The 5,854-nt window shown below is 58.9% G+C and carries 7 protein-coding genes; all 7 read left to right on the top strand.

Features of this window, described 5'->3' with window-relative positions; translation table 11 throughout:
• The coding region (locus L0H65_RS13130; RefSeq protein ID WP_301459501.1) for a response regulator transcription factor at positions 1-426 on the top strand (426 nt) is incomplete at its 5' end.
• Positions 413-1,777, top strand: coding sequence for a HAMP domain-containing sensor histidine kinase (locus tag L0H65_RS13125; protein WP_301459500.1), 1,365 nt, complete (start codon positions 413-415; stop codon positions 1,775-1,777). The genes L0H65_RS13130 and L0H65_RS13125, both read left to right, overlap by 14 nt.
• A 145-nt stretch (positions 1,778-1,922) precedes the next feature.
• A complete protein-coding gene (locus L0H65_RS13120; RefSeq protein ID WP_301459499.1) occupies positions 1,923-2,582 on the top strand; it encodes a YfdX family protein in 660 nt (219 codons plus the stop codon).
• Between the two features lie 93 nt (positions 2,583-2,675).
• On the top strand, positions 2,676-3,662 hold the full coding sequence (locus L0H65_RS13115; RefSeq protein ID WP_301459498.1) for a MoxR family ATPase: 987 nt from the start codon (positions 2,676-2,678) through the stop codon (positions 3,660-3,662).
• Between the two features lie 12 nt (positions 3,663-3,674).
• Positions 3,675-4,667, top strand: coding sequence for a DUF58 domain-containing protein (locus L0H65_RS13110; RefSeq protein ID WP_301459497.1), 993 nt, complete (start codon positions 3,675-3,677; stop codon positions 4,665-4,667).
• Positions 4,664-5,155, top strand: coding sequence for a DUF4381 domain-containing protein (locus tag L0H65_RS13105; protein WP_301459496.1), 492 nt, complete (start codon positions 4,664-4,666; stop codon positions 5,153-5,155). Before L0H65_RS13110 ends, L0H65_RS13105 begins: the two co-directional genes overlap by 4 nt.
• Positions 5,152-5,854: VWA domain-containing protein (locus tag L0H65_RS13100; RefSeq protein ID WP_301459495.1), on the top strand; the 703-nt coding region annotated here is incomplete at its 3' end. The genes L0H65_RS13105 and L0H65_RS13100, both read left to right, overlap by 4 nt.

The raw sequence follows: 5,854 nt of genomic DNA, 5'->3' as shown, positions 1-5,854 counted from the left end.
GATGATCGCGTTGCGGGGTTGGCGGCGGGCGCAGATGACTATCTGACCAAGCCGTTCCACATTTCCGAACTTCTGGCGCGGATCGTGGCGTTGACCCGCCGACGCAGTGGGGTCGCGGAAGTGACGGCGCTTGACGTGCACGATCTGCACCTCGATCTGCTGGCGCGCATTGCCAAGCGTCAGGGCAAGGTGATCGAATTGCAATCAAAGGAATTCGCCTTGCTTGAAATCCTGATGCGCAATGCCGGACGCGTTGTGACCCGTACCATGTTGCTCGAACAGGTATGGGATTTCAACTTTGAGCCAAACAGCACCGTTGTCGAAACCCATGTCAGCCGATTGCGCGCCAAAATCGACAAGCCTTTCGAACTGCAACTGATCCATACCGTTCGCAATTTCGGGTATACGATCCATGGACCGCGCTAACATCATCGCAGGATCAGCCTTCCGCACTGCCGTTTATGCGACGTTTGCGGTGGCTGTAACGCTGGCTGTCACCGCCATTGCATCCTTCTTCTTCGTCCAGAAAACTCTTGAAAAAGAGGTGCAGCGGCAAATCCTGACTGAACAGGTCATGTTGCGCGAAATTTACGAAAGGGGTGGTGAGGCGGCGTTGATCCGCACGATTTCGGAAATCAACAACCCTGTTGCATTGTCACAGCGCGCGATTGGCGTTTTCGGCACCGATGGGCTGAAACTTGCGGGAAACATTGAAAACATACCCGATTTCCGTACGTTTGAGCGCACGGAATTGACGGTCAATGGCAAAGGCAATCCACCGCTGCCCTATTATGTCCATACCGTGTTGTTCGATCATATCGTCGTTGTCATCGGGCATGACCTTGCATTGATTACCATTGCCGAACGGCACCTGATGCTTGCCCTCTTCGCGTCGGGGCTTTTTGCGGGTTCGGTGATACTGTTGATCGGATATACCGCAAGCCACAAAAGCCTGCGAAAACTCAATGATCTGGAATCTACGCTTGACCACGTTTCCCAGGGGGACACCGATATTCGTGTGCCGATGTCAGGGGAAAGCGACCAGATTGACCGGATTTCGAAGCGCGTCAACAGCCATCTGGACCGGCTGTCGGGTTTGATCGTCACGACAAAAGCGACGGCGACAGCAATTGCGCATGACCTGAAGACACCACTTTCCAGGGCGCAACTCTCATTGCAATCAGCGATGGCCCTGCTGGAAAAGGGTCAGGACCCCCAAAATGCCGTTGAAAATGTTGAGGCGGAACTGGATCGGCTGAACGGGATTTTTGACACCATTCTACGCATATCGCGCATCGAAACCGCAGCCAAAGACGCGGAATTCGTCGAATTTCCACTGCTGCCGATACTGGTGGATCTGGCGGAAAGTTTTGGGCCGATTGCGGAAGCCCGTGGTCAAAGCGTGATCTTTTCACCACCGGCAGGGTCGATACCGCCGGTCTTTGGCGATGCGCGCATGATCAAGCAGATGATCGTGAATTTGATCCAGAACGCGATCAACCACGGCCCTGCGGGTAACGAGATTTGCATTGCGTTGCAACAAGATGGCCCGAACCCCATCGTTGTGATAGCAGACCATGGCCCCGGCGTACCGGCGGAAGAACGCCGCAAGGTGTTTGAACCGTTTTATCGGCTCGACGGCAGCCGCAGCGGTGCGGGAAGCGGTCTTGGCCTCGCGTTGGTCAAGGTGATCGCCGAACGGCATGATATCGAGATCACGCTGACGGACAATGCGCCGGGGTTGAAGGTTACGCTCACCTTCCCTGCCGTTGCTTGACCTGTCCGCGGGGATGGATTGACGGCGGCGTATCCAGCCGGACCGACCGCTAACCTGTCAAAAATGTAAACTTTCCAAAAAGCCCCAGAAAACTCGTCCCCCCAGATTGTGTTCATCGAAATACAGTCCGGAAAGGATGAGTCCCATGAAAACCTCAAACAAATTCGTCGTGGCAGCCGTAGCTGGCCTGTTGGCAACAACATCGCTTGGCTCCGTTGCCGCTTTTGCCACCACGCCCGACGCAGCCACCACGCAACAAGCACCCTATGCTACCCAGAAGGAGTTGCTGAAAACTGCGGATCAGGCGCTTGTGACGCTGAAATCGGTTCACTCCGCGCGGGTTGCGCTGATGGACAACGAGATTGATGTCGGAGCCGCGAAAGTCGCCGATGCAAAAGATGCGCTGACGCAGGGCGAGACTGATCTCAAGGCGCTTCGCGTTGCCGACACGGAAAAAACTGATGCACAGGCGGATTATCTGCCCTTCGATGTGTCAATGATGCTGACGGACAGTTTCCAGCCAACGGATGCGAACAAGGCTGCTGTGAAGAAGGCACAGGACCAGATGTCATCCGGCGACAAGAACGCCGCGATTGACACGCTGCGGCTTGCGTCGGTGGATGTGAACATCTCGGCCGCGATGCTGCCGGAAAGCGCCAGCATGGACAATCTGAACAAGGCTGCCGATCTGATCAAGCAGAAGAATTACTTCGACGCGAATCTTGCGCTGAAATCAATCGAGGATTCGGTGATCGTCCGGTCGTTCGGGGTTGATGCGATCCCGGTTCAGGGCGCTGTCAACTGAGCGTTTTGCCACCGCGCCATGCGGCTGCCCGGTTCAGGGGCATGGCGCGGTGACTTCTGATCCCGATAATTTCCCAACCCTGCCGAGGCAAACATGAACATTCAATCCCAACCCGAATCCACTGCGACAAACCCGGTGGTCAAGCGCCTGCGCGACCAGCTCAACGCTGCGATTGTGGGCCAGACCGATTTCGTCGACCGGCTGTTGCTGGCGCTTTTTGCCGACGGTCATATCCTGGTCGAAGGTGCGCCCGGCCTCGCCAAGACCAAGGCGATATCAACCCTGTCGCAAGCCATTGATTGCGATGAGAAGCGCATCCAGTTCACCCCCGACCTTTTGCCGGGCGATCTGACCGGGACCGAAGTTTATCGCCCCGAGCATGGTACCTTCACCTTTCAATACGGCCCTTTGTTCCACAACCTGATCCTCGCGGATGAAATCAACCGCGCACCAGCCAAGGTGCAGTCGGCACTGCTGGAGGCGATGGCCGAGCGTCACATCACGGTTGCGGGCACGACCTATCCCCTGCCTCAACTGTTCATGGTGATGGCGACCCAGAACCCGATTGAGCAGGAAGGCACCTACCCGCTGCCCGAAGCGCAGCTTGACCGATTCATGATGCATCTGCGCATCGGCTACCCCGATCCCGCCGCCGAACGCCTGATCCTGAAGATTGTGCGCGGTGAGGCCATGGGCGAAGCGAAACCGCAGGTCGCCAGCGTGACCGAAGATATGATTATGGCGGCCCGGCGCGAGGCGTTGGGCGTCTATGTTTCGGACACGCTGGAAGAATACATGCTGCAACTGATCTTTGCGACCCGCAGCGCCGATGGTTTCGGCGCAACGCTTGGTGGCAAGATCGCTTATGGCGCCAGTCCGCGCGGCACGATTGCGCTGGATCGCTGTACCCGCGTTCACGCATGGATGCGCGGCGCGGATTTCGCGACTCCGCGTGATGTGCAGGCAGTCATCCATGATGTGCTGCGACACCGCCTGATCCTCACCTTCGAAGCGGAAGCCGATGGCGTCACCAAGGACAGTCTGATCGACGAACTCCTTGCCGTTGTTCCGGTCAGTTGAAAGGGGTCAACAATGCCGGTTTCCCGCACCCCCGAATTTGGAACCCCACAATCCCGGACCCATGCCAAAGGCGTTGAAATCAGCCCGGCAGAGTTGATCCGCGCCCGACCTGATCGCGCGATTACCGGTTTCGCCCCCGGTGGCCGGGTCAGCACGCATATGTGGGGGGCCAATCGCTCGGTCTTTTTCGGGCGAGGCATGGAATATGCGGAATCGCGCGCCTATCAGCCCGGCGATGATATCCGCACCATTGACTGGCGCCTGACCGCGCGCAGCAATGAGGTCTATACCAAGATGTTCCATGAGGAGCGGGAACGCCCGGTTTATGTCGTTCTCGATCTGCGGGCGATGATGCAGTTTGGCACCAAGACCCGCTTCAAATCCCATCTTGCGGCAGAAATTGCGGCGATGCTGGCATGGGTTGGCGTTGACGGTGGCGACCGGGTTGGCGGGTTCATCTTGACCCGCAGCGGGTTGCTGGAATTTCCGGTTGCCCGGACCCGCACCGCAATGCTTGCCTTTCTGCATGCGGCGAGCGAGGCGACGCGGCTGGCGCCTGTGCAAGGCAATCGCCTGCAAGGCGTCGAGGTGCCGATGCACAAGGTCTTGCGCAAGTTGCGCCATGTCTGCCGCCCCGGAACGCTTGCCTTCATCATCAGCGATTTCGCCGATCATGGCAAAATGATGGAGGCGGAATTGCGCCGCCTGTCGCATCGCGCCCATGTGACGATGATTTTTGTGCATGACGCGCTGGATGCACAACTGCCGCCGCGCGGCGGACGGTTGAGCGATGGAGCTGCGGTGCTTTCCATCAGCCAAATGACCCGCGCTGATCTTGATCTGCATGCGCGTGCCTTTGCCGAGCGGCAAGTAGCGTTGCAAACGCTCGCGCGTCGGTCCGGGTTGGTCTGGCACAGCATCATGACCCCGGACGATCCCAAGGCACTGCTGCAAGTCAAACGCGCGGCTCCGCACCGGCACGTCCCGAAAAGGAATGCGGCATGACCCCCCTTTCACCGGAAATGCAAGCCGAACTGGCAAAGCTGCATGATATCCGCCTGCCGGAGCCTGTTGGCTGGTGGCCGCTCGCCACTGGCATCTGGGTGTTGATCGCATTGGCCGCCGTGTTGTTGCTGCTGGCTTTGGCGTTGATCGCTCATCGCCGCAGAACCGTGCGCTATGCCGCGCTCGCGGAACTTTCCAGACTGAAAACCCGTTTGGATTCGAATGCAGGCGACCCCGACGTAGCGACCGATCTTGCCATTCTGCTGCGCCGCATCGTGTTGACCGGACCGGAGGCGCGCGGCCTCGCTTCGGTCAGCGGCGTGGCTTGGGTGGCCGAACTGGGCCGTGGCCCCGGCGGACTGACACCGCAAACCGCCGCATTGATCGCCAACGCGCCTTATGCACCAACCGGCAGCGCGCAAGCTGCACAAGGCTTGCGCAGCGCGTTGACAGAGGCAGAAACCTGGATACGGAGGCGCGCAAAATGACTTTCCTTTGGCCGCTCGTCTTTCTGGCACTTCCCGCGCCGTTGTTGATCCGATATGTCCTTAAACCCCTGCCGCAATCGACCAATGGGGCGCTGCGGGTGCCGTTCTTTGCCGCGCTGCAACACCACGGCACCGCAGGCGGGCGCAAGCCGCTGCAAAGCTGGCTTCGTCTGGCTGTGATGACCGCCGTTTGGGTCTTGCTGCTGACCGCATTGGCGCGGCCTGCGATGATCGGGCCAGAGGTGCCGCTGCCCACCGAAGGCCGTGACATCATGCTCGCTATCGACCTGTCCGGCAGCATGGGCCGAGAGGATTTCGCACTGAACGGTCAACGCAGCACCCGGCTTGGAGTGGTCAAACAGACCGCTGATGACTTCATCGCACGGCGCAAGGGTGACCGTATCGGTCTCGTGCTGTTTTCCGACCGCGCTTATCTGCAAGCACCGCTGACCTTTGACCGCGATGTCGTGCGCCAACTGCTCGGGCAGGCAGAGGTTGGGTTGACCGGCACCGAAACCGCGATTGGTGACGCCATCGCAATTGCCGTTAAACGCCTGAAAGATCGCCCCAAAGGGGAGCGGGTTCTGGTGTTGCTGACCGATGGGGCCAGCAATGCCGGCGTGATGACACCGCTTGCCGCTGCCGATCTGGCGAAAAAACTGGGTGTGAAAATCTACACAATCGGGGTGGGTGCGGATC

Origin of the sequence: Pseudorhodobacter sp. (assembly GCF_030452865.1) — a bacterium.
Lineage (GTDB): Bacteria > Pseudomonadota > Alphaproteobacteria > Rhodobacterales > Rhodobacteraceae > Pseudorhodobacter.
Note: the sequence above shows the minus strand (reverse complement) of the source record. Positions and strands in the feature narration are given on the sequence as shown.